This window comes from Tropicimonas isoalkanivorans, from assembly GCF_900112335.1.
GTDB lineage: Bacteria > Pseudomonadota > Alphaproteobacteria > Rhodobacterales > Rhodobacteraceae > Tropicimonas > Tropicimonas isoalkanivorans.
Genome location: NZ_FOLG01000002.1, coordinates 471528 through 497622, shown reverse-complemented (window position 1 = coordinate 497622; position 26095 = coordinate 471528). Strand labels below are relative to the sequence as shown.

The following is a 26095-nucleotide window of genomic DNA, read 5'->3' as shown; positions in this document are numbered from 1 at the left end:
GGTAAGGGGAGGCCGCGATTTCCGTGAGAGGCGTTTTCGGGTACGCTGCGGGTAACACCGCGGAGGTCCCGATGTCTTTCCTGTCTCAACGCTCCCGCTCGGCGTCCGATGAAATCCGGCCTGTCTTCGAGTTCTTCGCCGGGTACCGCGCCGACGTGCCAGACGAGAACGTCCGCGCGGACCTCACATTCGGCAACCCGCACGAAATGCCACTGCCGGGGCTGGTGGCGTGCTTGAAGGACCGGGCCGAACCGCACTCCGTGGACTGGTTCGCCTACAAGACGAGCGAGGAGGAGCCGCGCACCGCCGTTGCGGACACATTGCGCGCGGAACTCGGGCTCCCCTTCACGCCCGAGGACATCGCGATGACTGCCGGGGCATTCGGCGCCATTGCCGCCGCCTTTTCCATGCTGCTCGATCCGGGCGACGAGTGTATTACGCCCCTGCCTGGGTGGTTCTGCTACAGCACGATGCTTGCTGCGCGTGGTGCCCGCACCGTGCCCGTTCCTTTATCCGAAGGCACGTTCGAACTGGACGTCGCGGCCATCGAGGCGGCGATCACGGCACGCACACGTATCGTCGTCGTCAACACGCCGCACAATCCGACGGGCGTCATCTACAGCCGCGAGCGCTTGTCGGAACTCGCGGATATGCTGACGGCAAAATCGGAGGAGATTGGCCATCCGATCTTCGTGCTGTCGGACGAACCCTACCGCCGCATCAGGTTCGACGGGCATTCGTTCACCAGCCCGGCCGCTATCTATGCCCGGACACTGATCGACTACAGCTACGGCAAGATCCTGTTGGCGCCGGGGCTGCGGATCGGATACCTGGCGATTTCGCCGCTGATGCCGGAAGACGAGCGGACGGCGCTTCAATCCATCATGACCACGACGCAAGTGTCGGAGGGCTGGGCCTTTCCCGACGCGCCGCTGCAATACGCCATCGGCGATCTTGAGAAGCTGTCCATCGACATCGGCGCGTTGGAGGCGCGGCGGGACCGGATGCATGGTGCGTTGACCCAATGGGGGTATGACCTCACGAAACCGGCCGGGACGTTCTACCTGTGGGGGCGGGCGCCGGGCGGGGATTCCGCGGCCTTTGCCGAGGCGCTGGCCCGGGACGGCGTCTTCATCATGCCCGGCACGCTGTTCGACAGGCCGTCGGACTTCCGGATCTGCCTGACCGCCACCTCGGAGATGATCGAGGCCAGCTTGCCCGCGTTCAAGGCGGCCGCCGGGATTTAGCCGGTGCCTCCGGCGGTGACGAGGTGTGGCGGTTAGTCGATGCGGACGCCCTGACGCCGGATTTCCCCCTGCAGCGTCGCCATGTTCACGGCGTCCAGCGCGCATCCGTGCCGGACGGACAGCGCCGCGGCGACCCCGGCGCCCTGTCCGGTCACGGCGCAGCACGCCATGTTGCGCGTCGCGGCATGGGCCACCCGGTCGCCGCCGGTGGCGCGGCCCGCCACGATCAGGTTTTCGACCGACTTCGGCAGCAGGGACCGGTAGGGAATGTGCATGTACCGGCCCGTCGTCGGCAAGATGAGGATTCCATAGCCGTCGATGAACTCCGGATAGATGCCGATGCTGTCCTCGAAGCGCGCCTGACCGCGAACGTCCTGCTCGGTCATGTTGTAGACGGCGTCGAGCTTGCGGGTGTCGCGAATGCCGATGGACATCCCGAAATTGCGGAGCCGCGCTGCCGCGCACCCGGGCGTGTAGCGCCGCAACGCGTCGATTGCGTGCATGGCCTGCCGGCGGCCCTCCATCTCGAAGTGGGTCAGGCTGTCGGGATCGGTGCCGTCGCATCCAGCGAGATGGACGAGGTTCATATAGGTCATCTCGCCGGTGTCGTGCACTGCGCCCCACGTCCCGCCGATGGTGTTGAGGTGAGGGGGAATGACGCCGTCCGCGATTGCCTTCCTGAAGGGTTTGCCGAGAAACGGGGAGAACATTGCGTCCTCCTTCCCCTCGGTCTCGACCTGCCACTCACCCGAGGACCAGTCGGCGTATGTCTGCGGATCGGCGCGGACGCCTTCCAAAAAGGCCGCCTTGTCGACACCCGCCAGGTGGAACATGACGCTCGCCGCCTGCATGTCCTCGACCGGGGTCTTGCGAGTGGGGGCCCCGGCGCGGTGAGCCACATCGGCATCCCCGGTGGCATCGATCACGCGCGCCGCGAGGATTGCCTCGCGCCCGGCCTTGGACTCGACGATCACACCCCGGATTGCGTTGCCCTCCATGATCGGGGCGACGAACTGGCGATGCAACATGGGGTGGATACCGGCTTCTTCCACCAGCCGGTCCGCGACCAGCTTGAACCCTTCGCTGTCCAGTTCGTAGCTCAACGACTGGCTTTCCGGGGTGGCCAGTCCCATGGCTTTCGCGCGGTCCTCGAATTCCCGTCCGATCCCGCCGGCTTCGAGGGTTGCTTCATGGCGATACCAGGCGAAGCCCTCCACGCCGACGACCGTAATGTTGCCGCCGAAGCAGCCGAAGCGTTCCAGCAACGTGACCGCCACGCCGCAGCGGGCGGCGGCCAGTGCGGCCGCGAGCCCACCGGGGCCGGAGCCGACGACGAGCACATCCGTCGTGTGGATGACGGGCGTTTGGCGCGGCGGCTCAGAAATCGTCATGGTGTTCATTGCAGACTGTCCTCACGCGCCAAATGCCACCGTGGGTGGCGTATGTCCGGATTAACGATGATCGACGGTCTGAACGCAAACAACGGCCATCCCTTCGGACGGCCGTTGTCATCTTGCAGTGACCACGGTGTCAGTCTCGGACCACCAGCACCGAGCACGGGGCGTAGCGGACGATCTGCGCAAGGTGCGGGCCGATTTCGTAGTACGGGGCGGAGCCCTTGGCCGATGCGAGCACGATCATGTCGAACTTGCCGTCCTTGGCCCGTTTCAGCACCTCGCGGTAGACACTGCCTTGTTCCACCGTCACCGGAACGTCGGCCGCGCCGTTCTCATCGAGTACCTTGCGCAGCACGCTGGCGACGTGATCCTTCGCTCCGGCTCCGTAGTTTGCCGGAAGGTTTGGCAGGCGGATGATCTCGGGAATGACCGAGATCACGTGTATTTCCCCGCCGAACGATCGCGCCTGCTCCAGCGCGACAGGCAGTCCCTTTTCCCAGGACCGGGGATCGGTGTGATCGAGTGGCAGGAGGATCTTGCGGACCATTGTTCAACTCCCGAGGGCGAGATCATGTGACTTGAAGCGATGCTGCCCGGGGCGCGGAAGCCCCGGGTGCTCTTTCAGAGGGAATTGCGTCACTCGGCAGGCGTCCTGCCCGGTTCCTCCGACATTCCGCCGCTGGCGAAATACGCCTTCGTCAGCCGGAAGACGATCGGGCTGAGAAGCGCCAGGGCGATGAGGTTCGGGATGGCCATCAGGGCGTTCAGTGTGTCCGCCAGCAGCCAGATGAACCCGAGATCCGCCGTCGCCCCGAGCGGAACGGCCACGCACCACAGGAGCCGGAACGGCACGAGGGACTTCACACCGAGGAAGAACTCCACGCATTTTTCGCCGTAGAACGACCAGCCGAGGATCGTCGTGAAGGCGAAGATCGAGAGCGCCAGGGCGATAATGTAATTTCCCAGCCCGGGCATCGAGGTCTCGAAGGCCAGAGATGTGAGCGCGGCGCCGGATTCGCCCGACGTCCAGGCGCCAGAGGCGATGATCGCCAGTCCGGTGATGGTGCAGACGATGATGGTGTCGATGAACGTTCCCAGCATGGCGACGAGGCCCTGTGTCACCGGCCCCTTGGTTTCCGCTGCGGCGTGCGCGATGGGCGCCGAGCCGAGGCCTGCTTCGTTCGAGAAGACGCCGCGCGCAACGCCGAACCGGATCGCAAGCCAGACTGCTGCGCCGGCAAAGCCCCCTTCGGCTGCCGATGGCGTGAAGGCGTGGGCGAAGACGAGCCCGAAGGCCGTGCCCAGGTTGTCGATGTTGATGATGAGTACGATCAGGCCGGCGAGGATGTAGAGGCCCGCCATGGCCGGGACCAGTTTACCCGCAACGGCGGCGATACGGGTGATGCCGCCCAGGATCACGGCCGCCGTCAGGACCATCAGGATGATGCCGGTTACCAGAGGCGGCAGGCCGAAGGCACCTTCCATCGCCTGCGCCACGGAATTCGACTGCACGGTATTGCCGATCCCGAATCCGGCGATTGCACCGAAACCCGCAAAGAGCGGCGCGAGGAAATACCAGCCTTTTCCGAGGCCATTCTTGATGTAGTACATCGGCCCGCCGACGTAGTTCCCCAATTCGTCCCGTTCGCGGAAATTCACGGAGCAAACCGCTTCGCTGTACTTGGTCGCCATGCCGACCAGCGCCGTCATCCACATCCAGAAAAGCGCGCCCGGTCCGCCGAGGAAGACGGCCGTCGCCACGCCCGCGATGTTCCCCGTTCCGATTGTGGCCGAAAGTGAGGTCATCAGCGCGTTGAAGGGGCTGATCTGGCCCTCGCCGGTACCCTGCCGCCCTTTCCAAAGCAGGCCGAAGCCGGTGCCCAGGCGCAAGATCGGCATGAACTTCAATCCGATCTGGAGAAAGAGGCCGATTCCGAGAATGAGAACCAGCATGAGCGGCCCCCAAACGATCGAATTTATCTGTCCCACGACATTGGATAACGCTTCCATGTCAATCCCTCGTTTTTTTCATATTATGGACCCGCCGTGCCCACACGGCGTGGATCCAGCTTAGCAAAACCGGACGTTCGGAAATACGGCCTCGCCGCACATGGTTCTTTGATATTCCCCACGCCCTGAGATTACGCGCGTGCTGAGCCTATGAAAGTATGCGACCCGCTGTCGCGCCGCCGGGCTTTCACGCTTTCAAGAACCCCAGAACGTCGTCTTTGCTCACCACGTGGCAGTAGATCATGTTGATCACCTCCAGTTCGTGCCGGTGCAGGTCGTCCGTCGCAGCCGCGCAGCAATCCTCCACCACGATGACGTTGAAGCTTTCGTCGGCCAGGCTGCGGACGCTGGAGGAAATGCACTGATCGGTGAAGATGCCGGCGACGATGACGTTCTTCACGCCCATGTTGTGCAGTGTCATCCGCAAATTGGTTCCGGTCAGCGCGCTGTCGGTCGTTTTGGTGACAACGATCTCGTCCTTTTGCGGGGCCACCGCCGAGACGATCTGGCTGTCCTCGCGGTCTTTCGGTAGCAGAAGGTAGTTGAAGCCGGGCTTTTTCTGGCTCAGCGAACGATCCCGCCCGTCCTCCTTCAGGCAGGCGATGCGGGCGTGGATGACCTCGATGCCGGTCCCACGCGCCCAGTCCTGCAAGGCCCGCGTGTTGGGGATCACGATCTCGTTCATCCGCTCATGGAACGGCGCCCAGCGGTTTGCCTCCGCCTGATCCTCCGGGACCTCCATGTACGTGTTCTGGATGTCGATCACGAGCAGTGCCGTTTCCTCGGGCGGCAACACGATGTCCTCCGGCTCATCGGCGGTCTCGTAATAGAAGGAGCGAAAGGCGGTCTTCCAGCTCATCGGGGGCATCCTTTTCTGGCGGAACGGATCATGCGGCGCGGTCGGCGACCCAGTGGCCGGGGGCGATTTCCTGCATCGCAAAACGTGTGACGTCTTCGCCCAGCGGCCGGACCGGGGACCCGACCGGGCCCTCCCGTGGCAGCACCGGCGGGCGGAGGTGCGTCGGGTCGGGGATCGGCACGGCCGAGAGCAACCGCCGCGTGTAACTGTGCTGCGGGTCTCGCAGGACCTGGTCCCGGCTACCGGTTTCGACGATCTGGCCAAGGTTCATGACCGCCACCCGGTCGGCGACCTGGTCGATCACCGCCATGTCGTGCGAGATAAACAGATAGGCCAGTCCTTCCTCCTCCTGCAGTTCGCGAAGCAGGTCGAGCACCCGAGCCTGCACCGAGACATCGAGCGCCGAGACGCTTTCGTCAGCGACAATGGCCTTGGGCCGCAGCGCCAGAGCGCGGGCGATGCAGATGCGCTGGCGCTGGCCGCCGGAAAACTCGTGCGGGAAGCGGTCCATATGATCCGGCGGGAGGCCCACGCGGCGGAACAGCCACTCCACCCGGTCCTGAAGTTCCGACCCAGAGGCGAGACCATGCACAACCAGCGGCTCTGCCACCTGCTTGCCGACGGTCATCCGGGCGTCGAGCGAGGCGCCAGGGTCCTGGAACACCATCTGCACATTGCGGCGGATCGGCTTGAGAGCGCGGGGGCTGAGGCCGGCCATTTGCTGCCCGTCGATGCGGATGCTGCCCTGCCACGGCACGAGGCTCAGGAGCGCCTTGCCGATGGTGGACTTGCCGCAGCCGGATTCCCCGACCAGCGCCAGCGTCTCTCCCGGCGCGATGCGGAAGTCGACCCCCTCCACCGCGTGGAGCTGCGCTGTCACCCGGTTCAGGATGCCGCCGCGCATCGGAAAGCGAACGCTGAGATCCTCCACGTCCACCGTGTGGCGCACGCGGTCGGGCGCGGGGCGGGCCGGGGCCTCGCCGATACGGGGGACGGCGTCGAGCAGTTCGCGGGCATAGGGCGTCTCCGGCGCGGCGAAGAGGGTGCGAACAGGGGCGGCCTCTTCCTGCCGGCCGTTGCGCAGCACGATCACCCGGTCTGCCATCTCGGCGACGACGCCCATGTCGTGCGTGATCATCAGAACAGTGGTCCCGTGCTCTCGTTGCAGCGCGCGGATCAGTTCCAGCACCTCTGCCTGCACGGTCACGTCAAGCGCCGTCGTGGGTTCGTCCGCAATGAGGATTTCCGGGCTGCACGCCAGCGCGATGGCGATCATCACCCGCTGGCGCATGCCGCCGGAGAGTTCATGCGGATACTGCCCAAGCCGCTTTTCCGCCTCGGTGATCTGCACGTCGCGCAGCAATTCGAGCGCGCGTCCGGGGGCCTCGGCACGGGTGCAGACCTTGTGCTCCAGCAAAACCTCGGAAAGCTGCCGGCCAATGGTCATCACCGGGTTCAGCGAGGTCATCGGCTCCTGAAAGATCATCGAGATCCGCATGGCGCGGACCTTCCGGAGCGCGCGTTCGCTCGCGCCGGCCAGTTCGGTGCCATCGGCGAGACGGATCGAGCCGGCGGAGATGCGCGCCATGGGGTACGGCAGCAGGCCCATGATCGCGAGCGCGGTCATGGACTTTCCCGACCCGCTCTCACCCGCCAGGCACAGCGTCTCGCCGTGGTTCAGGGTGAAACTCAGATCCTCAACCACGGTCTTGGCACCCTCCGGGGTGGCGACCTGAACGCTCAGCCCCGAGACAGTGAGGACCGGGCGCGGCGCAGCGCGCCCGGAGTTTTCTTCGGCCGTCATTCGAACACGGCCCGCGGCAGGTAGAACGAGACGACCCAGTTCGGCATGTCGACGATCTCCGAGATCCGCAGGTCGCCGCAGACTGAGCAGAGCATGTAAGCCTCCACCGGGCTGAGCTTCCAGGTCGCGCAGATCAGGTCGATCATGGCCGAGAGCGCGTCCCGCGCCCCGGTCATCAAGTCCGGCCCGACTCCGGTCGTCACCTCGTACCCCTTGGCATCCAGATGCCGCGTCACCGGCCCGGGCGTGGTAAACCGCGGGAACTTCAGCGGCTGGTCCTTGATGAGGTCGAAGCTGAGCGCGACGTTCATCGGGCTCTCGATGGCCGTACCGCAGACCTCGCCATCGCCCTGGGCGGCATGGGTGTCGCCCACCGAGAACAGCGCGCCCGCGACCTCCACCGGAAGGTAGAGCGTGGTGCCCGCGGCGAGATCCCGGATGTCCAGGTTCCCGCCCATCCGCCGCGGCGGGACGACAGAGTGCAGGCCCGGCTCCGCCGGCGCGAGGCCGATGGTGCCGGCGAAGGGTTTCAGCGGCACCTGCGCGATGCCGCAGTAGAGCGACGGCGCCGTGCTCTCGGGGTCATAGGACCAGACGTTCAGCGCGGGGTCTTCGAACTGATCGGCGAGAAGGCCGAAGCCCGGGATGTTTGCCGTCCACCCCCAGCCGGAGGGGGTGAAGGCCTCGATCTGGATCTTCAGCACATCGCCCGGCTCCGCCCCATCGATGTAGATCGGGCCGGTGACCGGGTTGACCTTGTCGAAGGAGAGGGCCGGCAGGTCCTCCACGGTGCTCTCCGCCGAAAGTTGCCCGCCCGAGCTGTCGAGGCATTCGAAGAACACGCTCTCGCCCGGGGCCACGGTGGCGATGGGCGGGATCGAATGATCCCACCCGTAGTGATGGTGCCGGCCGTGGATGGTGTGGTCGCAGTTATTGCACATCGTTGGAGAACACGTAGTCGTAGTTGACGGGAACGTGGACCGGATCGACGAAGATCGCGTCCGGCCCGCCGAGTTTGGCCGAGCGCATGGTGTAGCGCTGCTCGTTGAACACCGGCACCCAGGGGGCGTCTTCCATGATGGCGAGGTAGATCTCGCGCCACTTGGCTTCGCGCTCTTCCGCCATGGCGGGGTCGGTCATCGCGTCGGCTTCCACCGCCTTGGCGTCAAGCTCCTCGTTGCAGTACCAGGACCAGTTCCAGCCGCCCTGCACCGCGCCGTCACACCCCAGGATCGGCCCGTAGAAGTTCGACGGATCGGGGAAGTCCGCGATCCAGGCCATGCCGCCCGACCAGATCATCGGCGCCTGGTCCGGCTCGCCGCCGGCCGCGATGACGTTCGCCTGAGCAAGGTTGCGGATCTCGGCGTCGATGCCGATGGCGGCGAGGTCCTGCTGGAAGGACTGTGCGATGCGCGGGTTGGGGTCTGTGTTGTAGACGAACAGCTCCGTCTCGAAGCCGTCGGGGAAGCCCGCCTCCGCCAGCAGAGCCTTGGCGGCCTCGGGGTCGTAGGCATACCCCTCGTAGTCAGGCGCGTAGCCCGGCATGGTCGGCGGCAGCGGCTGGTTGGCGGGCACGGCGCGGCCGTTGATGATGCGCACTGCACGATCCTTGTTGATCGCCATGTTCACCGCCTGACGCACCTTCACGTCGTCGAAGGGCGGCATCTTCACGTTCATTGTGATGTAGCCTGTGTGGAGCTGGCCACCCTCGATCACGAAGTCCGCAAACGCCGGATCCTCGGTCACTTCGAGGAACTTGGCCGGCGGGATGCCGTCGCCGGGGATGTCGGCCTGCCCCTGTTGCAAGCGCAGCAGCGCGACGATGGGCTCGAGGCCGATCTCGAAAGTGATCTGGTCCAGCTTCGGCACGCCCTCGTGCCAGTAGTCCTCGTTGCGCTCGAAGGTCAGCGACTGACCGAGCGTCCAGTCGGCGAGCTTGAAGGCGCCGGAGCCGACGGGATGCTTGCCGAAGTCCTGCCCCCATTCCTCCACGGCTTCCTTCGGCACGACGGAGGAGAAGTTGATCGCCATCACGTGCAGGAAGGTCGCGTCCGGGCGGGAGAGCTTGATCTCGATGGTGTAGGGGTCGATGACCGTTACGCCTGAAAGGCTATCCGCCTCGCCAGCGGCCATGGCGTCGTAGCCCTCGATCGAGCCGAAGAAGCCGGCGCCGGGGCTCTGGGTTTCGGGGTTCGTCACGCGGTCCAGCGAATACTTGACGTCCTCGGCCGTCAGCTCGCGGCCATTGTGGAACTTTACCCCCTCGCGCAGCTTGAAAGTGAAGGTCTTGCCGTCCTCGGAGATCGTGTAGTCCTCGGCGAGGTCCTTCTTGAGCTCGGTGGTGCCCGGCTCATAGTCCATCAGCCCGTCGAACAGCGATTTGATCATCGACCAGTTCTGCCAGTCGTAGCCGATGGCCGGATCCAGCGTGGAGACGTCGTCCTTGTAGGTGACGATCATCGAGCCGCCCTGCTTGGCCTCGGTGAAATCCTGCGCCTGCGCGGCGCCGAGCGCGGCCGCCAGGGCGAGGGCGCTGGTCATCAATGTCTTTGTCATTGTGAGCTTTCTCCTGTTGGGTGTCGCAGTTTCTCAGTTGGTTGTTGGTAACTTTCGGTCCGCATCACACTGCCGGCGCCTTCGGCGAGCCACCCTGCGCGTCGGAAGGGCGGTATGGGCGCGCCGGTTCTCATTTCAGCTTGATCCTCGGGTCCACCAGCGGCGCGACCAGGTCCGCGATCAGGTTGCCCAGAACGATGAAGCAAGCGGAGACGAGCGTGACGCCCATAATGATGGGGATGTCGATGCGCTGGATCGCCTGCCAGGCGAGCTGACCGATGCCGGGCCAGCCAAAGACGCTCTCCACCACGACGATGCCGGACATGAAGAGCCCGATGTCGATACCGATCATGGCAATGATCGGCAGGATCGCGTTGGGCGCAACGTGCCGCAGGATGATCCGCAACCGTCCGAGTCCCTTGGCGCGCGCGGTGCGCACGTAGTCCTGCGCCAGCACGTCGATCATGGAGGAGCGCATCATGCGGCTGTACCAGCCGGTCCCGAGCAGCCCGATGGTCACGGCGGGCAGGACGAGATGGGCAAAGGTGCCATAGCCCCCGATGGGGAACCACTGGAGCTGTACCGCGAAGACATAGAGCAGCAGTATCCCCACCACGAACTGCGGCGCCGAGATGGTGACGAAGGAAAACACCATCAGCGTCTGGTCCAGCGCCGAATTCCGCTTCAACGCCGCGACCGCGCCGATGGTGAGGCCCAGGATCAGCTCGACGACAATGGCGGCGAGCATCAGCAGCAGCGTGGCCGGCATCCGCGCCTCGATCAGTTCCGCCACCTCCGTGCGTTGCAGGTAGGAGCGGCCGAGATCGCCGTGCAGCAGGTTGCCGAGGTAGCGGATGTATTGAATGTGAAACGGCTGGTCGAGGCCGAGCTGGGCGCGGATGTTGGCCACTGTCTCCGCGGTGGCGGAGCGGCCCGCGATCTGACGGGCGGGGTCGGCGGGTACGAGGTAGAGCAGCACAAAGGTCACGAGGCTGATGCCGAGCAGGATCAGCAGCGACTCCCCTATCCGGCGGATCAGATAGGCCCACATCAGTGCCGCCCCTTCAGTTTCGGATCGAGCGTGTCCCGCAGCACGTCGCCCAGCAGGTTGAAGGACAGCGCCAGCAGCACGATGGCGAGACCGGGGAAGAACACCAGCCACGGCGCGTTGGCGAAGTAGGTCTGGTTCTCGAAGATGATGTTGCCCCAGGAGGGCGTCGGCGGCTGTACGCCCACGCCGAGATAGCTCAGCGTGGCTTCCAGCAGCACCGTCGTCGATATGCCAAGCGTCCCGAAGACGATGATGGAATAGACGAGGTGCGGAAAGATGTGCCGGCCGAGGATGCGCCAGGTAGAAGAGCCGATGGCCCGCTGCACGTCGATGAACTCGCGCTGCGCGAGGCTGCGGGTTTCGGTGTAGAGCACCCGTGCCATCTGCACCCAGTTCACCATGGCGATCACAAGCGCCACGATCAGCAGGGACGGCTTGAAGATCGCCGCCAGCACGATGGCGAGAAGCAGCGCCGGGAAAGCCATCATCAGGTCCGTGAAGCGCATCAGGACGCCCCCGATCCAGCCGCCGAAGTAGCCCGCGGTGATCCCCACGGTCGCGCCCAGCACGACGGCGATGCCGTTGGCCAGCACCCCGATTATGAGCGAAGTCTGGGTGCCCAGGATGAGACGGGAGAACAGGTCGCGCCCGAGCAGGTCCGTCCCCAGCCAGAACTTCGCCGATGGCGGTAGCGGGGCGCCTTCGAGGCTCAGCCCGTCGAACATCTGATCGTTCGGGTCATACGGCATGATCCACGGCGCCAGGACCGCGGCGCCCACCATGAGGACGATCACCGTCAGCCCGAAGGCCGAGCGCGGCCGGCGCAACAGCTCCCGGAGGACCCACGCGGCGTTGCGCTTACGCGCCACCGGCGGCGGAGCGATGGTCGCGTCACTCATGACCATTTGCCCGCCCGCTTGCCGTCGGTGGTGTCGAGCAACTTCGCCGCCGCATCCTCCAGCGGAAGGCGCTCAACCATGGCGAGGGCCCGAAGACGTTTCAGGGCGGCCATCTCGTCGATAGCTTCCTCCTGCATCAGCAGCAGCACGGCACGGATCAGCACGTGGCGTTGCCCGGCGCGGCGGGCGGCCTCGGCCGCGCGTTCCGCATTGCCCCGGCGCTCAGCACATTTTGCCGAGGCGACGACCAGAGTGGAATAGACCAGCCCGGGCGCGGCCTGCGACAGGAACGCGTCGAAGTTCTGCCTCAGCGCCCACGAGAGACGCCCGGGGCTTTCGGATCGGATCAGGCCGATCATCGGAATCGGCGAGCAGCCCGCTTCCCACGGGATCTGCTCGTCGTGGCCGGTGTCGACGTCCACGAACAGGAAGTCGGCCTTGAGGATTGCCTCCGCCGCATCCGGCCAGTGCCCGGCGCCCGTAAGGCCGAGCGCTGCGAGGCGGTCGGACAGCTGGGCGCGCACGCTCTCCGCCGGGTGCAGGATCACGGCCGTACGGCCCGAGAAGTTCAGCTCCAACGCAGGACTCATGATACGATCCTCAGGTTGGGCGCGCGGCGCGCGGGAGCCGGGGCCACGTTCGTCAGATATGGATCCGGCGCGATCGCATGGTCTTGATCCACGATAATCCGGAACCGCCCCCCTTCGGCAACAGCAAGTCGTGGAACGAGGCTCGTATGCCGGCTGACGGAGTTGATCTCGATCTCGCCCAGCACCGTCTCGTGCGACCGTCCGGCCACGGCGGAAAAGACAGCCTGCGGATCGTCGCAGCCAGCGTTGGCAAACCCTTCGGCCAGGAGTTGGATCGCTGCATAGGCGGTGGCGAAGTTGCAGGAGGCGCGATAGTCCGGTCCATACCGCTCGGCGATGCGGGCGCGGAACCCTTCGCCCGACACGGCCTCGAACCAGGCCCCGATGGACATCATCCCTTCTGCCGCCGGGCCGAGGGCGGCCAGATCGGCCTCCGTCTGGTTGGCGCTGACGATAAGCGGGCGCCCGCCCGTGGGGCGTTCGGCGGCCAGGGCTTGCATGAAGGCGTGGTTCGACGGGCCGATCAGGCTGTCGACGATGAGATCCGGCCCGGAAGCCGCGATGTCTGCCAGCAGCCGATCGCACTCGGTGTCGCCCAACGGCAGGTGACGTTCGCCCACAACGTCCACGCCCCGTTTTACGAGCTGCTCTCGCGCCACGCGCAGTGTCTCCCAGCCCCAGACGTAGTTCGACCCGACGAGGAATGCCTTCCGGATTCCACGCGTCACGACGTGGTCGATCAGCGGTAGCAGGTGCTGGTTCGGACACGCGCCGAGGTAGACGACGTGATCGTTGCACTCGAACCCCTCGTAGGGGCAGGGGTACCAGAGCAGGGCACCCTTACGTTCGAGGGCCGGGATCATGTCCTTGCGCGACCAAGAGGTGATGCCGCCCACGATGTGGCGTAGCGGGCCGTTCCGCACCATCTCCTCAACGAGGTCTTCGTACCGGGACGGCACCCCCTTCGGGTCCCCATGAACCGCGTTCAATCTCAGCTTGCCGGCGGCGTTCACGTCGTCAATCGCCATCAACGCGCCGTCCAGCGAGGCTTGTCCGAGGGCCGTGTAGGGGCCGCTCAGGGAAAAGATAAGCCCGATCTGGAAAACTCCAGTCAACAGTTCACACCCCTGCATCTGCTCACGCAAAAAGCCCCATTCCCTCACATCATGAGGGTTTGGGGCCCGATTGCCGTCAGCATGTTTGTCCTGATGAGGAAAGTTGAGCACGGGGCTCGTGCGCTGGCAAGAACGCCCTGTCCCTACGCCGTGTGTCTCGGCCCAAGTTGGCTAAAAAATATGCGCCTCGCCCAGGAAGCGTGCACCTTCATCAGGCGGCGACGGCGACGCCGCGAAGAAGGGGAACCCGTGGCCCCATTCGCTGGAAACATTTGAAACGCAATTGGTCGGAGCCCGAAATACTCTCGAAACGACGCTCTGGCACAGTGACCCTACGCCAAATGGAAACCCAGCTCACCAAACCCAGATCGAGGATGACATGACCGCCTTTGCCCGCACCGCCAAGCACCCCAACCCCGCGGACGTGATTGGCCCATATTCGCTCTGGCCCCGGACCCGTGCCGCCCGCGACTGGAAGAAACCTGCCACTATCGCCGCCAGTGTCTCTGCCGCCGGCGTGTTCGTCCACTGCGTGGCTCCGATCCTCGCCTGAACCTCCCTCCCGTTCCTCCCGAAAAGGCAGGCGGTCCGCTCCCAAGGCCGTCTGCCTTTTCGAGTCGCCCACCGCGCCGCTCAGTCCGGATCGAAGACGTAGCCGATGCCCCGAACCGTCCGTATCAGGCCCGGCTTGTTCGGGTTCGCTTCGATCTTTCGCCGCAGGCGCGAGATCCGGATGTCGATGCTGCGGTCGAACGGGTCCCAGGACCTGTCGTGGGCCTGCTCGAGGATCTGGTCGCGATTGAGCACGCGGGAGCGGTTTTCCGCGAATAGCTTGAGCAGCCGGAACTCCATCGCGGTCAGCGGCACTTCTTCTCCGCCATCGCGAGAGAGCTTCGCCGCGTCGATATCGAGCGTATAGGGTCCGAAGGGCACGACACGGCGCTGCCCGTTCACGATTGTTGGCGCATCTGCCTGCGATGGCGCGCGGCGCAGCACCGCCTTTATTCGCGCCTCCAGTTCCCGCAGGTCGACTGGTTTGCCGAGGTAGTCGTCCGCGCCCATTTCCAGCCCGACGATCCGGTCGATGGTCTCGCCAGCAGCGGTGAGCATGACGACGGGAGTCCTGTCGTCGGCCCTGAGCGCCCGCAGCGCCGTCAGGCCGTCCTCGCCAGGCATGTTCACGTCGAGCAGGATCAGGTCCACATCTCCCTCGGTGAGGCGTTGGCGCATCTGGGCGGCATCATGCGCGACGGTGACGGTAAACCCCCGTTTGCCGAGGTATTCCGACAGCATCTCGCACAGGTCGACCTCGTCGTCGCAAATCAGAACGGTGGGATTAAGCGCGTCTGTCATCCCTTGCCTCCACGCTCCAAGATTTCGGCCACGAATGCCCGCAATTCCTTCGGTGCGACCGGCTTTTCGAGGTAGGGCCTGCCGGACTCCAGCAGGAAGGTCTGCGATGCCCGACCCATCGTGTCGCCGGTCACGAAGCCCGTCTTGTCTAGCAGATTTGCCTTGTTACGGCGAATGTGTTCGAACAGCCGCCGCCCGTCGATGTCGGGCATGCTCAGATCGCTGAGGATGCAGTCGAAGTCCTGCGTGGCGATCGCGTCGATCGCATCTGCGCCGGAATAGGCCACGGTCACATTGTATCCGATTCTTTCCAGGATCTCGCCGTTCAGGTCAGCGACATCGCGCTCGTCGTCGATCACCAGTATTCGGGCGGCGCGGTCTTGCTCGATCGGCGGTCCGCCGCTGTCGCCGGACGCCTCCAGGGCGGGGATCTCGATCACGAAGCGGGCGCCGTTCCGATGGGCGGGATCGAGCGAGATACGCCCGTTGTGGGTCTGCACCACACGATGGCACCATGTCAGCCCGATGCCCTTGCCGTTGCCCACGCCGCGCGTGGTGAAGAAGGGATCGAAGATCTTCCCGGCGATGTCTTGCGAGATTCCGGGCCCTTGATCCTCCACGGCGATGCGGACGGACCCGGCGCGCGCGTCGTGACTGGTCTCTATCGTGATCGCGCCGCCGCCGCCCGCCTCGGCGATGGCCGCACGGGCGTTCTGCAATAGGTTGATCACGACCTGCGCCATCTGGTCGGAGTCGACCAGCACGCGGGGCAGGTCGGGCGCGAAGCGGCATGTGACCGCCTGACCGTCTTCGGCAAACCCGTGATGGACGACATCCAGCGCCGTCGTCACGACGTCATTGAGATCGGACGGCTGCAGGTCTACCGGCTCCTGCCGCGTCATGGTCAGATAGGTGCGGACGATGTCGGAGCACCGTTCCGCCGCTTCGCCGATCCTTGTGGCCTGCCGCACCACCTCCGGATCGTCGCTGTCCTCACGCAGCATGAGGGCATGGCCGACCACGACGGACAGCGGGTTGTTCAGCGCGTGCGAAATGTTGGCGAGCAGCCCACCAAGCGCGGAAATCTTTTCGTTCTGGAACATACGCTCGCGGCGGCGCGAGAGGTCCACCTCCAGATCGAGTTGCTCGGTGATGTCGCGGGAGTAGGACACGATGACGTCCCGCCCCTCGTAGGAGATCAGCCGGGCCGAGATGGCCGCCCAGAATGGCTGGCCGTCGGCGCGGTGGAAGCGGGCCTTGTAGTCGGTGACTTGTCCGTGGGTGTGCAACGCCTCCAGAAAGCCCGCCCGGTCCGCGGGATTGACGTAGAAGTTGCGCGTGTTCTCTTCCGGGCCAAAGATCTTGTCGATCTCCGGGCTTCGGAACAGTACCCGCCCGCTCTCCGCGTCATTCATCAGGATCGGCGCGGGGCAGTTCTCCACCACCTTCCGAATGATGGCGTCTCGCGCGGCGAACTCGCGCAGATCTATCAGGGTGGAGACCACGCAGGTCTCTCCGCAATATTGCGTCAGCCGTCCGTTGCAGGACATCGGTATGCGTGTGCCGTCGGCGGTCCGAAACACCATGCGGTGATCGTCCACCCGCCCGGCCCGGCGCAGGAGGCGAACGTAGTCCTCCCGGTCGGCGGGGTTGTCGTAGTGCTCATGCACATCGGTGGTGTCCCCGAACAACGCCCGGGCAGCGGGCGAGCGATAGACGATCCGCCCGTCGCGCACCCGCGACATGACCACGGGCATCGGATTGGTGTCGAGAATGGTGCGGAGGAGGGCTTCGTTCTCCTGCAGGGACCGGCTGTCTCGCCGAAAATCCGTGACATCCTTCCGCAGGATGACGAACCCGCCGGACGCGGTCGCAGTGTAGCGCACCGAATAGAGCCGCTCGTCGGACTGCACGATTTCCACGGCGCCGCCGCTATCGCCGCCGATATTGGCCCGCCATTCGAGATCGCGGTCCTTCGCGTCGGCATAGACGCCGCCTGCCACGCAGGCCTGTAGCATGTCTTCCCACCGCAGCCCCGGAGAGAGCATGTCGCCGATGGGTGCCAACATCTCGCCGAACCGGTCATTGCGAAAGACCAGCCGCCGTTCCGCATCGAAAACGGCCATGCCTTCCGAAAGGGCGTCCATGGCCTCTGCGAGCGGGCTCGTGCTTGCTTGGTCGGGGTCTTCGGGAGTGGCGCGAAACTGGTTCATGACTCTCGCGTACGCGCCGGGTGTTTCATGCGGTTTTCAGCGTTGGGGCGAAACGTTTCAATTGTAACAGCCGGCAAAGGCGTTATTTGCCGAAAATGTCGGAAATGTCTCCGGATCTCAGTGGGTTGTTGTCAAGCCGCCGACTCAGGTCGTTTGAAGCTTTCGAAACACCGTTCCGGGCCTGCGGACATGAGAGCGCAACGTAGGTGACGGAAAGTCGGGTCATCGGCATTCGTTGCCATCGCCCACGGCTCCCCGAAAGGACCGACGACATGACCACCACCCGCACCCGCCACGGCTCGTTCCTGATCGACGCCGCGATGGACATGCCCCTTCCGCGCCGCGCTTCGGTCGTGGTGCCATTCGATCGGCATCGCCGTGCGCACGTCGGAACGCTCGCACATGTGCAGACCGGTCGGAGCCCCGAAACATCTGCCGTGGCCGTCAATCGCATCGGCCACTGATCCCCCCTTGCGACGCACAACATGCATTTGAGGAAACTTTCCATGCCCGGACTGAAATCTTCCATTCTCGACACGATCGGCAACACGCCGGTGGTGCGCATCAACAATATCGCCCCCGAGGGCGTCGAGCTCTACGTGAAGTGCGAGGCCTTCAACCCGCTCGGATCGGTGAAGGACCGGCTGGCCCTCGGCGTGATCGAGGCCGCCGAGCGGAGCGGCGAGCTGAAGCCCGGGCAGACGGTGGTCGAGGCCACCTCCGGCAATACCGGCATCGGCCTGGCGATGGTCTGCGCCCAGAAGGGCTACCCGCTTGTCCTCGTCATGGCCGAGAGCTTCTCCGTCGAACGGCGCAAGCTGATGCGGTTTCTCGGTGCCCAGGTCATTCTGACGCCTGCTTCCGAGAAGGGCACCGGGATGGTGGCCAAGGCGAAGGAATTGGCCGAGACGCATGGCTGGTACTGGACCAGGCAGTTCGACAATCCAGCGAATTCCGACGTGCACGCCCGCACGACCGCCGTGGAGATCCTGGACGATTTCGGCGCGTACGGGCTGGATTACTGGGTTTCAGGTTTCGGAACCGGGGGAACGATGAACGGGGTGGCGCGCGTCCTGAAGGAGCGTAGCCCGAAGACTCGGATCATCGCCACCGAGCCCGACAATTCGCAGCTGCTGAACTCCGGCATCGCCCAGACCTTCGGCGCCGATGGCGCCGCCGTCGGAAGTCACCCGAACTGGCGCCCGCACCTGATGCAGGGCTGGTCGCCCGATTTCATCTCGCAGATCGCCCAGCAGGTACTGGACTCCGGCCACATCGACGCATTTCAGCCCGTGCCCGGCGATGCGGCGATGCAATGCGCGAAGGATCTGGCGGCCAAGGAAGGTATCTTCTGCGGTGTCTCCGCCGGGGCGACTTTCGCTGCCGCGCTGGAAGTCGCGCGCACGGCGCCCAAAGGGTCGAAGATCCTGGCGATGTTGCCGGACACGGGTGAACGGTATCTCTCGACGCCGCTCTTTGCCGACGTGCCGGAAGAGATGACCGAGGAGGAGATGGCGCTGTCGCGGTCCACGCCGAACTACCGCTTCGACGTGACTGCCCCGGCGCCAGTGCCCGCCGTGGCCCCGGCTCCCGCGGTCGATCCGGAAACCCGGAGGGAGGTCGAGGAGATCATTGCCCGCGAGCCGGTTGTCATCTTCGCGCTGGAATGGTGCGAGTTCACCTGGTCGGTCCGCAACATGTTCATCGAAGCGGGAATTCCATACGAAAGCGTCGATCTGGACTCCGTCGCCTTCCTGAACGGCGATCCCGAGCGCGCGACCCGCTACCGGGCGGTCTTGCGCGAGATCACCGGTGCGCCGACGATCCCACAGATCTTCGTGGGCGGCCAACATATCGGGGGTGCGACCGAGACATTCGACGCTTTCAATTCCGGAGACCTGCAGGCGACCCTGAACGCGGCGTCGGTGGGGTTCGATGCAAAGATGCAAAAGAACGCCTACTCCTTCCTGCCGAAATGGCTCCACTCCCGGTGATGCGCCCCGGTGGACCGTCCCGTCGCCGTACCCCCGGCCGACAAAGGTCCACCGGACGTATCCATTTGAAGTGCCGGCGTTCCCGTCCAATGGGCGGGGCCGATTTTCTTGTGCGGTTCTGCGGACGGTGGCAGGATGAATAGAGTTACCCAACGGCAAGTTGCGCGCACGGGCGAGCCGCCTGAAGGATGGGGAGGGCACCCTCATGGAAACAAACCTTTTTGACAAGTACGGTGGCTTTTCGACGGTCAGCAAAATCGTCATGCGCCTCTATGACAAGCTGCTGGACGACGACGATGTGGGGCCCTTCTTCGACGACGTGGACATGCCCAAGCTGATCGACCACCAGACCAAGTTCGTGGCGACGCTGATGGGAGGGCCGGCCTCCTTCTCGGACACCCATATCGAGAGGGCCCACCGCAACCTGGACATCGAGCCTCTGCATTTCGATCGGCTAAAAGCCTTGGTCGACGAAACCCTGCGCGAGTTCGACGTGGAGGATGAAGATATCGAAGCTGTCCTCGCGGAATTCGAGGCCCGCCGCGACATTCTGGTTGGCGCCTCATGACCATTGAAGCCATCAACGAGCAACTGCTGCGCGCCATCGGCGTCGGCGTGGCCCTGCTGGACCTGGAGACGCTGGAGCTGCGCTTTCGCAACGATACCTTCATGGAGTGGTTCGGCGGGCCGGAGGCCAGCGCCGGTCTGACCGAGCTCTTCCCCATGCTCGATCCCGCGGCGCTCTCCGCCGCAATGTCCGATGGCGGCAAGTACACGGCCGAGGCGAGTTTCAAGATGAAGCGCCGCCGCATGACCGTCGCCATGGATTTCACCCGTGCCGACAATGCCGGCGAGCGCATCGCCGTGCTCGTCTGCCAGAACATCTCGCGGATCAAGGAACTGGAATCGATGATCGATTCCTACTCCATGATGGTCGAGCGCAACACGCACGAGATCAAACGGGAGAAGGAGCAGGTCGAAAAGCTGCTGCTCAACATGATGCCGCGCTCGGCCTACGAGGAATACAAGTCCTTCGGTGTCGTCGCGCCGCGCATCTTTGAGTCCGTCTCCGTTCTGACCCTGGATTTCGAGAACTTCGGCAAGATCCTCGAAGTCAACGATCCGGCGGTGATCGTCAGCGATCTGAACGACATCTACACCGCCTTCGACCGGATCGGGGAACAGTTCGGTTGCGAGCGCGTGCGCACCAATGGCGACAGCTACTTCGCCGTGTCCGGCGTGCCCGATCCGGTGCTGGACCACGCCCAGTCCGTCGCCAATGCCGCCGTGCGATTCCTGCGTTACCTCGCGCGGCGCAATGAAAGCCACCCGATCCGTTGGCAGGCCCGATTGGGTCTCGCGTCCGGACCGGTGGTGGGCTCGGTGGTGGGCGTGCAGAAGTACATTTACGACGTCTTCGGCCCGGCCGTCGAAATGGCGACCAAGACGCGGACGCGCGCGCCGGGGATGGCCATTGCCGCGCATCCCAGCATTCGCGACCTGCTGGATTCCCGGTTCGTCCTCACGCCGCTCGCCCCCGCAGAGGCCCGACCGGAGCCCGACGAAGGTCTCTTCCTGCTGGAGGAGGCCGGGTCCGCCGTGGCGGCCGGGCTATCGTGACGCGCGGTCCGATGGGGCAGGTGGGAACGCAAGGGCATGTCGAGAATACGTCGGTTTCGCTGACCGAGGCGATCGACCTCATGGAGGAGGCGGTCGCCTTTTTCGATGCGGATGGCAGGGTCGTCGCATCGAACGACAGCTTCAACGCCGCTTTCGCGGGCATACGCGAGTACGTATCCCATGGCTCTTCCTGGGAGATCTTTCTGCTGGAGGCCGGTCGGCACGGGCTGCTGACCGACGAGGTCTGCGCCGCCCTCCGTCTTGCCGAGGACATGCTCGCGCGTGGTGGGCCTCCGTCGGTGCCGGTCGTGCACCGCCCCGGGGGTGGAAAAGCCTATCACATTCGCCTCAAGCCGACCGCGAATGGCGGGTTCGCGATGATCCGGACAGAGGTGATCGACGAGACCGCGCAAGCCGACAGCGACCGCCTGGCGGAGATGTTCATGTCTACGGTGCTGGAAGCCTGCCCGGCCAACCTCACCATGTCGCGGGTTGGTGACGGACAGATCCTCTACCGCACACCGGCCGCGACCGAATTGCTTGGCCCCGTCCGCAACAGCCGCGATCACTTCGCCAACCTCGAGGAACGGGCGGACTTCATTACCGCGTTGCTCCCCGATGCCCGCGTCGACGACATGCGCGTCACAGGCCGTCGGCGGGACGGGACGGAGTTTCCGGCATCCCTGTCGGCGCGCCTGATCGAATATCGTGGGGAGGAGGTCGTCGTCGCCAACATGATCGACCTCACGCACGAGCTTGCCCTGCAGGCGGAACTGGAGCGGCAGAAGGATCTGGCCTTTCAGTCCGAAAAGATGTCCGCTCTGGGGGAGCTCCTCGCCAGCGTGGCGCACGAACTCAACAATCCGCTTTCGGTCGTCGTGGGGAATGCGGCGATGCTCAGCGAGGAGGCGTTGGAGACATCCGCACAAAAACGGGTCGAGAAGCTCAGCGACGCGGCGGATCGCTGCGTACGGATTGTGCGCACGTTCCTTTCGATGGCGCGGCAACAGCCACTGTCTGTGACGTCGGCTCCGCTAAAGGAATTGGTGGAAACGGCTTTGGATGCCTTCCGGAGCCACGCCGACGAGGGCCGTGCGGAGATCGCGCTGTCGCTGCCGGAGGATCTTCCGCTGGTCTCGGTGGACGAGATTCAGATCGTGCAGGTGATCCTCAACCTGCTGATAAACGCCGATCAGGCCATGGCGGAGGCTGGGGTGGGCGACTGGATTCGCATCACCGCGGAACGACGGCCTCCCTCGGCGGGGCTTGTGCGTCTGGTGATCTCCGACAATGGCCCCGGCATTCCCAGCGAAATTCACGGCCGGATCTTCGATCCGCTGTTCACGACGAAGTCGAAAGGGAAGGGAACCGGCGTCGGCTTGGCGTTCTGTCACCGGGTCATGACCGCCCATGGGGGCGCGATCCAACTTGACCGGGGCTCCGCTAAGGGCGCGACCTTCCTTATCGACTTGCCGCTTGCGCAGAGCTGACCCGCCTCAGGCGGCCGCGTCCCGTGATTGCGCGAAAAGCAAATCGAGATAATCCCGGAAATGCTCCGACTGCCGCGCGGTGATCTGCGTGTTGCCATAGGCACGCTGCAGGATCAGGCCGCCTTCGATGAGCGACACGATCATCTCCGAGAGTTGCCGCGCAGAGACGGGGCGCACGGGTGGGTATCGGTCGATCACTTCCTGAAACTTGCGGATGTAAATCGCGCTCCACTGCTGCAAGGTTTCAGCGACGAAGGCGTTCACGTCCTCGTCGAGCGCTTCGCTCTCGTAGGTATAGACGGCATACATGCAGCCGCGTGACGGTTCGGCCGAATTCGAGATGTAGGCCTCGAAGTCCGTCAGGAATTTCATCAACTGGTCGTAAGGATCGTCGTACATCGCTTCGGCCTCGGCAGCGAGCGTCCGGAACATGCGGATGTCATTGCCGGCGTGCCAGCGCACGAGTTCCGAGGCCAGGTGCGCCTTGGACCGGAAGTGGTGAAAGAACGCCCCCTTCGAGACGCCCGCCGCCTTCAGAATGTCGTCGATGGAGGTGCCGGCAAAGCCGTTCTGCATGACCAGCTGTTTGGCGGCCATCAGGATATTCTCGCGGGATTGTTCGCCCTTCTTGGACACGGTGCCTCCCGAAACAGTCTGGTTCGTCTGTTCTGATCCTACCCCTTTCCGGCGCACCACGCAAACGTTCACCGATAGATGCGGCGGTTTCCGTCCGTTCAAGGCAGTCGTTACAATTGAAACACCGGCTGACCGAATTCCGAAACAGACTGAACGGTATGTTTTAAAAAGACCAAACAGTCTGAAAGAGATCGGAGCCCACGATGACCAGCCTCACAATCCTTTCCACAGACCTGCCGCTGGCTCCGGTTTTCGGACTTGTCGGGCTGGCGGGTCAATTGACCTGGCCCCTGTTGCGCCAACGTCAGAGCATCCTGACAGCGCAGATCGGCATCGCCGGTTGCTATGCCACGCAATACGCGCTGATGGATCAATGGAGCGGAATGGGTGTGTGCCTGGTCGGCGCGACGCAGTCCACCATCGCCCTCCTCGCCGGTGACAAGCCGTGGCTGAGCCGCATGGGGTTTGCCTTCATCCCCGTGGCGCTGATCCTCGCCTACCTGACGTGGTGCGGGCTGCCGTCGCTGCTGGCGACGTCAGCCTGTTGCCTCATCATGCTCGGCCGGATGCAGCGCGACATCCTGCGGATGCGCGCTGTCATGCTCACGGCTTCTCCCTTCGGCATCGGCTACGACCTGTCGGTCGGCGCGCTCGCCGGCCTGACCGGGGCAATCCTGTCCTTCGCCATCGGTGCCGCGGCCCTGCGGCGCGAATGGATCTCCCGTCAACGAGCAATGGTCGCCGCCTAATCGGCGCGCGCTGTCCCACCCAATCACCACCCAAACTCAGAAAGGAGAGCCTACCACCCAAACACTACAAACCCGACCCAGTTGGGCCAACTATCCAAGACGCCAAACACACCTCAACACATTGACCTAAAAGGAGACCTGAAATGGAAAACTCTGTGCAGAAACTCGCGATCGTCTCGTCACGCGGACATGATGACGAACGGGCCACCGTAGCTTGGACCATTGCCAACGCCGGCGTGGCCTCGGGCCAGCAGGTTACCATGTTCCTGGTAAGCTCCGCTATCGACACCGTGCGAAAGGGTGCCGCCGACAACGTTCGGATGAACCCGTTCGATCCGCCCATGGGTGAGTTGATCGCAACCTTTCTGGAAAACGGCGGCCGCATTCTGGCCTGCCCGCCCTGCGCCAAGGTGCGCGGGTACACCGAGACGGATCTGGTCGACGGCGTCGAGATTGTCGGATCGCCCGCGCTACACGCCCTGATCAAGGACGGCGCCGCCACCCTGAGCTTCTGACACCCTTACCGAGAGGAGACCTAGAAATGACCAACTGTGCGAAAGCCTTCGTCGCCGATACGCCCGCCGATGTAACCCCGATCACGGCCGAGGAGGCCAGTAAACTCCACGACCGCGCCGGGGTGGAATTCGTCGACCCGCGACCCGTCGAAGCGATTGCGGCGACGACCGGCATCATTCCCGGCGCCCGGACAATCTCCATCGCGGAGATCGAGGCCGGAACTCTTCCGCCAGCCTTCGACGACCGGTCGATTCACGTGGTCACGTCGTGTCAGGCGGGCCCGATGGGCGCCCGTGCCGCCGTCGCCTTCGCTGAACTGGGCTTCGCCCGAGTGAGTTACGTGGATGGCGGAACCGAAGCCTGGCTCAAAGCCGGCCTGCCGACCCGTCGCTGAGCGGCCCTCACGACCCAATCCGATCTTCGGCCGGCCTGCGTCCTGCGTATGCCGGCCGGAGCGATTCCGGAGCGGGCGGTGTCACCGGCTGCTCTCGCCACTGACCGCACCGGGAAAAGGGTAAATCCGGCGGTTCCGATGATCTCCGCCATCCCTTTTTGGCCGCCGTTGATGTACCATTTCCACCGCGGGGTCGGGGTGGCTGGACGCGGGTCTATCGCAGATCCTTACAGGTGGCTCATTGAAACCCGAACACCCGTGCGCCGGGGGCTTGGCATTTTCATCGCGCGCAAGGCCCCGGTGGTCATTTTCGAACCGGGAGGGGATCGATGTTCAATTTGAATTTGGAAGTTGGGAATTACGGGGCCGTGCACAGCGCATTGCACAGGTTGTTTGGCTTTGCAGACGGGGCGGAGAAATACTTCGCGTACCGGATATGCGTACCCGTATTGGGAACCTCGAGTGACGACGTGCTAAATGGCGCGCCGGAGGACCGCAACTGCATTCTGGGGCTCGCCGGTTCCGATGAAATCACGGGCGATGGCAGCCTCACCGTTCGGTATGGCGTCCCGGGAACCCTGTCAGGCAGCAGAGATCTGCTCGCCGGAAACAGCGGCGACGACACGATGTTCGGCGACGGCAAGGTCAACTTGGAAAGTGGCGGGGTCGGCACGCTCGAAGGCGCCGACGATTGGCTGTTCGGCAATGGCGGCGACGACGACATGTACGGCGACGGAACTGTCTATTGCAGCTTCGCCGACGGTACGCTTCACGGCGGCGATGACATGATCGACGCCGGCCATGGCGACAATACCGTGCGAGGGGACGGGACCATGAGCATCCTGCGATCGTTCGCCGTCTTGTCCGGTGGCGACGATTGGATCGTCGCAAGAAACGGAAACGACACGCTTTACGGCGACGGCTCTGCGCGCACCTTGACTGGCGGGGATGACACGCTCGCTTCCTTTGCCGGCGATGACGTGCTGTGGGGCGATGGCGAGGCGTGGGCCATATTGAACGGCGGTGACGATCGCATGCTCGCCGGGCGTGGTGCAGACATTCTCTATGGCGACGGCATCGCCAATGGCGTGTACGTCACGTTCGATGCGGTTCTGACCGGCGGCAATGACCAGCTCAATGGGGGCCGCGGCGACGATCAGCTCTATGGCGATGGCATGGCGTCCGGTGCCTTCGTTGCCGCCACACTTGCAGGTGGAGACGACATCCTTCGGGGCGGCCGCGGAGACGACGACATGTGGGGCGACGGAAGCGTCTCCACATCCGGGAACACGACCGCGACATTCGTCGGCGGCGCGGATACGTTCGTCCTGCGTGCGAAGGACGGTCTGGATACGATCCACGATTTCCGAAGTTCCGACGGCGACACGGTGAAAGTGTGCCGGACACGACTCGACTGGTCGGACCTCGACAGCAATGGATCGGGTGTATTGGACGACGGGGATGCCTTCGTTGCCAGCGACGGGACGGACACCAGCATCGATCTCGGCGCCGCGAGCGGGCGGAGCGACGCGGGGCTGAACGTGCTCCTACTTCTCGACACGATCGGCCTGACGGAGGACGACTTCATGTTCACCTGAGCGG

25 protein-coding genes and 1 pseudogene are annotated in these 26095 nt (G+C 64.5%); 12 read left to right on the top strand and 14 right to left on the bottom strand.

Features of this window, described 5'->3' with window-relative positions; genetic code table 11:
- Positions 1 to 71 precede the first annotated feature (71 nt).
- Positions 72 to 1247 carry an aminotransferase class I/II-fold pyridoxal phosphate-dependent enzyme gene (locus BM075_RS06615; RefSeq protein WP_093359850.1) on the top strand — a complete coding sequence of 392 codons (1176 nt, stop codon included), beginning with the start codon at positions 72 to 74 and terminating at the stop codon, positions 1245 to 1247.
- A 32-nt stretch (positions 1248 to 1279) separates the two neighbouring features.
- Here BM075_RS06615 and BM075_RS06610 read toward each other — a convergent pair whose 3' ends face one another.
- From BM075_RS06610 to BM075_RS06560, 11 genes are all read right to left on the bottom strand, one after another.
- The gene (locus BM075_RS06610; RefSeq protein WP_093359983.1) at positions 1280 to 2638 is read right to left on the bottom strand and encodes an FAD-dependent oxidoreductase; all 1359 of its coding nucleotides are present in this window, start codon (positions 2636 to 2638) and stop codon (positions 1280 to 1282) included.
- Between the two features lie 139 nt (positions 2639 to 2777).
- Positions 2778 to 3191 (bottom strand): universal stress protein, encoded by a 414-nt coding sequence (locus BM075_RS06605; protein ID WP_093359849.1) that lies wholly within the window; start codon positions 3189 to 3191, stop codon positions 2778 to 2780.
- Between the two features lie 89 nt (positions 3192 to 3280).
- Positions 3281 to 4654, bottom strand: coding sequence for an alanine/glycine:cation symporter family protein (locus BM075_RS06600; protein WP_093359848.1), 1374 nt, complete (start codon positions 4652 to 4654; stop codon positions 3281 to 3283).
- 187 nt (positions 4655 to 4841) lie between these two features.
- Entirely contained in the window at positions 4842 to 5513 is a 672-nt protein-coding gene (locus BM075_RS06595; RefSeq protein ID WP_093359847.1) for a cysteine hydrolase family protein, read from the bottom strand.
- A gap of 28 nt (positions 5514 to 5541) precedes the next feature.
- On the bottom strand, positions 5542 to 7317 hold the full coding sequence (locus BM075_RS06590; protein WP_093359846.1) for an ABC transporter ATP-binding protein: 1776 nt from the start codon (positions 7315 to 7317) through the stop codon (positions 5542 to 5544).
- The gene (locus tag BM075_RS06585) at positions 7314 to 8258 is read right to left on the bottom strand and encodes an acetamidase/formamidase family protein (RefSeq protein ID WP_093359845.1); all 945 of its coding nucleotides are present in this window, start codon (positions 8256 to 8258) and stop codon (positions 7314 to 7316) included. The genes BM075_RS06590 and BM075_RS06585 overlap by 4 nt, the downstream gene beginning before the upstream one ends.
- On the bottom strand, positions 8248 to 9873 hold the full coding sequence (locus tag BM075_RS06580; protein WP_177208265.1) for an ABC transporter substrate-binding protein: 1626 nt from the start codon (positions 9871 to 9873) through the stop codon (positions 8248 to 8250). Before BM075_RS06580 ends, BM075_RS06585 begins: the two co-directional genes overlap by 11 nt.
- 130 nt (positions 9874 to 10003) lie before the next feature.
- A complete protein-coding gene (locus BM075_RS06575; protein WP_093359844.1) occupies positions 10004 to 10924 on the bottom strand; it encodes an ABC transporter permease in 921 nt (306 codons plus the stop codon).
- Complete coding sequence (locus BM075_RS06570) at positions 10924 to 11823, bottom strand: ABC transporter permease (protein WP_093359843.1); 900 nt, start codon at positions 11821 to 11823, stop codon at positions 10924 to 10926. The genes BM075_RS06575 and BM075_RS06570 overlap by 1 nt, the downstream gene beginning before the upstream one ends.
- Positions 11820 to 12413, bottom strand: coding sequence for an ANTAR domain-containing response regulator (locus BM075_RS06565; RefSeq protein WP_093359842.1), 594 nt, complete (start codon positions 12411 to 12413; stop codon positions 11820 to 11822). Before BM075_RS06565 ends, BM075_RS06570 begins: the two co-directional genes overlap by 4 nt.
- Positions 12410 to 13528 carry a transporter substrate-binding protein gene (locus BM075_RS06560; RefSeq protein ID WP_177208264.1) on the bottom strand — a complete coding sequence of 373 codons (1119 nt, stop codon included), beginning with the start codon at positions 13526 to 13528 and terminating at the stop codon, positions 12410 to 12412. Before BM075_RS06560 ends, BM075_RS06565 begins: the two co-directional genes overlap by 4 nt.
- Before the next feature lie 379 nt (positions 13529 to 13907).
- Here BM075_RS06560 and BM075_RS24390 point away from each other — a divergent pair, with 379 nt between their 5' ends.
- Positions 13908 to 14081: a hypothetical protein gene (locus BM075_RS24390; protein ID WP_177208263.1), complete on the top strand. Its 174-nt coding sequence runs from the start codon at positions 13908 to 13910 to the stop codon at positions 14079 to 14081.
- 80 nt (positions 14082 to 14161) lie between these two features.
- On the opposite strand, the gene BM075_RS06555 is transcribed toward BM075_RS24390, so the two are convergent.
- Complete coding sequence (locus BM075_RS06555; RefSeq protein ID WP_093359840.1) at positions 14162 to 14881, bottom strand: response regulator; 720 nt, start codon at positions 14879 to 14881, stop codon at positions 14162 to 14164.
- Positions 14878 to 17094, bottom strand: a complete 2217-nt coding sequence (locus tag BM075_RS06550) for an ATP-binding protein (RefSeq protein ID WP_093359839.1) — start codon at positions 17092 to 17094, stop codon at positions 14878 to 14880. Before BM075_RS06550 ends, BM075_RS06555 begins: the two co-directional genes overlap by 4 nt.
- Before the next feature lie 272 nt (positions 17095 to 17366).
- On the opposite strand from BM075_RS06550, the gene BM075_RS06545 reads away from it, so the two are divergent.
- The 6 genes and pseudogenes from BM075_RS06545 (at position 17367) to BM075_RS06525 (ending at position 22198) form a co-directional block, all read left to right on the top strand.
- Complete coding sequence (locus BM075_RS06545) at positions 17367 to 17558, top strand: hypothetical protein (protein ID WP_093359838.1); 192 nt, start codon at positions 17367 to 17369, stop codon at positions 17556 to 17558.
- Positions 17559 to 17579: 21 nt separating this feature from the next.
- Positions 17580 to 18638, top strand: a pseudogene (gene cysK, locus BM075_RS06540) (cysteine synthase A); the annotation flags it as partial.
- Between the two features lie 6 nt (positions 18639 to 18644).
- Positions 18645 to 19088: a glutaredoxin gene (locus BM075_RS24765; RefSeq protein ID WP_281244923.1), complete on the top strand. Its 444-nt coding sequence runs from the start codon at positions 18645 to 18647 to the stop codon at positions 19086 to 19088.
- Positions 19089 to 19293: 205 nt separating this feature from the next.
- Positions 19294 to 19656, top strand: coding sequence for a group I truncated hemoglobin (locus tag BM075_RS06535; RefSeq protein ID WP_093359836.1), 363 nt, complete (start codon positions 19294 to 19296; stop codon positions 19654 to 19656).
- A complete protein-coding gene (locus tag BM075_RS06530; RefSeq protein ID WP_093359835.1) occupies positions 19653 to 20708 on the top strand; it encodes an adenylate/guanylate cyclase domain-containing protein in 1056 nt (351 codons plus the stop codon). The genes BM075_RS06535 and BM075_RS06530 overlap by 4 nt, the downstream gene beginning before the upstream one ends.
- Positions 20705 to 22198: an ATP-binding protein gene (locus tag BM075_RS06525; RefSeq protein ID WP_093359834.1), complete on the top strand. Its 1494-nt coding sequence runs from the start codon at positions 20705 to 20707 to the stop codon at positions 22196 to 22198. Before BM075_RS06530 ends, BM075_RS06525 begins: the two co-directional genes overlap by 4 nt.
- 6 nt (positions 22199 to 22204) lie before the next feature.
- Here the strand turns inward: BM075_RS06525 and BM075_RS06520 are convergent, their stop codons facing one another.
- On the bottom strand, positions 22205 to 22834 hold the full coding sequence (locus BM075_RS06520) for a TetR/AcrR family transcriptional regulator (protein ID WP_093359833.1): 630 nt from the start codon (positions 22832 to 22834) through the stop codon (positions 22205 to 22207).
- A 203-nt stretch (positions 22835 to 23037) separates the two neighbouring features.
- Here BM075_RS06520 and BM075_RS06515 point away from each other — a divergent pair, with 203 nt between their 5' ends.
- From BM075_RS06515 to BM075_RS06500, 4 genes are all read left to right on the top strand, one after another.
- On the top strand, positions 23038 to 23583 hold the full coding sequence (locus BM075_RS06515) for a YgjV family protein (protein ID WP_093359832.1): 546 nt from the start codon (positions 23038 to 23040) through the stop codon (positions 23581 to 23583).
- A gap of 143 nt (positions 23584 to 23726) precedes the next feature.
- Positions 23727 to 24098 carry a DsrE family protein gene (locus BM075_RS06510; protein ID WP_093359831.1) on the top strand — a complete coding sequence of 124 codons (372 nt, stop codon included), beginning with the start codon at positions 23727 to 23729 and terminating at the stop codon, positions 24096 to 24098.
- A 26-nt stretch (positions 24099 to 24124) separates the two neighbouring features.
- A complete protein-coding gene (locus BM075_RS06505; RefSeq protein WP_093359830.1) occupies positions 24125 to 24493 on the top strand; it encodes a rhodanese-like domain-containing protein in 369 nt (122 codons plus the stop codon).
- A gap of 329 nt (positions 24494 to 24822) precedes the next feature.
- Positions 24823 to 26091, top strand: a complete 1269-nt coding sequence (locus BM075_RS06500; RefSeq protein WP_093359829.1) for a calcium-binding protein — start codon at positions 24823 to 24825, stop codon at positions 26089 to 26091.
- Positions 26092 to 26095: the final 4 nt, after the last annotated feature.